The organism is Wenyingzhuangia sp. (assembly GCF_039768515.1).
Lineage (GTDB): Bacteria > Bacteroidota > Bacteroidia > Flavobacteriales > Flavobacteriaceae > Wenyingzhuangia.
In genome coordinates this window covers 1-2,633 of the sequence record NZ_JBDNAI010000096.1, presented here as the reverse complement: position 1 = coordinate 2,633, position 2,633 = coordinate 1, and the positions used below count along the sequence as shown (strand labels likewise).

The window sequence follows — 2,633 nt, the reverse complement described above, 5'->3', positions numbered from 1 at the left end:
GTTGCTTTTGGTCCTCTGTACATAGAGATAAAGAAGTTGGCGATAAAAATAAGTTGTGCCACACCTCCCACTAAAGCGAATATTGTAATAACCACGTTGATGTCTGCTAAATCGTCAAACATTGGGAATTCTGTGTTGGTATAATATCTCCTTGGTAATCCTGCCAAACCTATAAAGTGCATTGGCCAAAATACTCCATAGGCACAAATAATTGTGATCCAGAAGTGCCAATATCCTAAGGCTTTGTTCATCATTCGACCATACATTTTTGGGAACCAGTGGTAAACCCCGGCATACATTCCAAAAATTGCAGAGACGCCCATTACCAAGTGAAAGTGAGCGACTACGAAGTAAGTATCATGAATGTTGATATCCAATGCTGAATCTCCTAGAACCAATCCAGTTAATCCTCCTGTTACGAATGTTGAAACCAACCCAATAGAGAATAACATTGCTGGATTTAATTGGAGATTTCCTTTCCATAGGGTCGTTAAGTAATTGAATGCTTTTACAGCAGATGGAATTGCAATTAATAAGGTTGTAAATGTGAAGACAGATCCTAAGAAAGGATTCATTCCTGAAATAAACATGTGGTGTCCCCAAACAATTGTAGATAAGAATGCAATGGCCATAATAGACAAAATCATTGCACGGTATCCAAAAATTGGTTTTCTTGAATTGGTTGAAATTACTTCTGAGGTAATTCCCAATGCCGGCAATAGTACAATATATACTTCTGGGTGTCCTAAGAACCAAAATAAGTGTTCAAATAATACAGGGGATCCTCCTTGATAGTGCAATACTTCACCAGAGATAAAAATATCTGATAGGAAGAAAGAGGTACCAAAGCTTCTATCGAAGAGTAACAATAGGGCTGCAGATAGCAAAACTGGGAATGAAACTACTCCAATGATTGCAGTAATAAAGAATGCCCACATTGTTAGCGGCAATCTAGTCATGTGCATTCCTTTTGTACGTAGGTTTAAAACAGTTACGATGTAGTTAAGTGCTCCAATTAATGAAGAAGCAATAAAGATCGCCATGGAAACCAACCATAAGGTCATTCCTGCTCCTGATCCTGGTATTGCTTGTGGCAATGCAGATAATGGAGGGTATATGGTCCAACCTGCAGCTGCGGGTCCAGCTTCTACAAACAAAGAAATTACCATGACAACACTTGATAAAAAGAACAACCAGTAGGAGATCATGTTAAGAAATCCTGAGGCCATATCTCTTGCACCAATTTGCAATGGAATTAATAAGTTTGAAAAAGTACCACTTAGTCCTGCTGTAAGTACAAAGAATACCATAATAGTACCATGAATGGTTACTAGGGCTAAGTAAATGTCTGGATCCATGATCCCATTTGTTTGATGCGATCCAAGGAAGGCTTCCACAATCGTAAATGAGGTGTCTGGCCAAGCGAGTTGTAAACGGAATAGCATGGACATTAAAACCGCTATAATTCCCATAAACATTCCTGTTACCAAGAATTGTTTCGAAATCATTTTATGATCTTGACTGAAAATATATTTTGTTACAAATGTTTCTTTATGATGGTGCTCTGACATAATCTTATTGATTTGTAGTGTCTAAATTATTTTTTAATTACTTCTGCTAATGTTGGTCTGGCTGCAAGCCACTTGTCATACTCATCTTGTTCTAAGACAGTAATTTTCATTTGCATGTTGAAATGGGCTTGTCCACAAATTTTATTACATAAAAGTAGGTAATCAAACTCATAAGGATCTTCTCCTTTGGCTTTTCTAATTTTATTAATTGCATTTGTTTTGTCCATAACTTCTGGATTCAACCTCATTTCTTCAGTAGTATACTTGGGTGTAAAACCAAACTCAGTTACCATTCCGGGCACACAATTCATTTGCGCTCTAAAGTGCGGCATGTATGCCGAGTGGAGTACATCTTGTGAACGGAATTTAAAGTGTACTTTTCTTCCTTTTGGAAGTACCAATTCTGTTACTTGTTTATCGTCTTGTGCATTAGGATCTGACATATCTACACCCATGGTATTGAGGTTATCAATGTCTATATAATTAACATTTCCTAAACCTAAGGTATTGTCTTCTCCTGCATAACGAGCATCCCATCTAAATTGCTGTGAATACACTTCAATAACAACGGCATCCTTTTCTTCGGATAAATCCATTACTTCATTCCACTGCCACAATCCGTATCCAATTAAAACCACCAATACTGCTGCTGGTATAATGGTCCAAATAATTTCTAATTGGTGACTGTCTGCGAAGAATTTTGCTTTTCTATCTTTTCTTCCTCTATACTTGTAGGTAAAATAGAAGATTAAAAACTGCATGATAAATTGAACAATACCAATCAACCAAAATGTAATATCAAAAAGATTGTCATCATGTTCTCCTTCGATAGAAGCAGATTCTGGCAACATCAGTACATTCATTGCTAATAGACAATAAATCATCATTGCATAGAAGAATACCGTAAAGGCTAAAAAGTACTTTCCTTGTTTGTCATTATCGTGATCGTCTGCGATCACCGATCGTAAGTTCATTACTCTGGTAATCTGCCAAAAACTGACTCCAATTGCAACACCTATAAAAATATAAAATAAAGCTAACATATTTATTTTGTCTTAATTT

Annotated in this window: 2 protein-coding genes; both read right to left on the bottom strand. The window is 36.5% G+C overall.

Annotated elements, in window-relative coordinates:
* On the bottom strand, positions 1-1,571 hold a 1,571-nt coding region (locus tag ABF281_RS06635), incomplete at its 3' end, for a cbb3-type cytochrome c oxidase subunit I (RefSeq protein WP_347180898.1).
* Between the two features lie 26 nt (positions 1,572-1,597).
* A complete protein-coding gene (locus ABF281_RS06630) occupies positions 1,598-2,614 on the bottom strand; it encodes a cytochrome c oxidase subunit II (protein WP_347180897.1) in 1,017 nt (338 codons plus the stop codon).
* Positions 2,615-2,633: the final 19 nt, after the last annotated feature.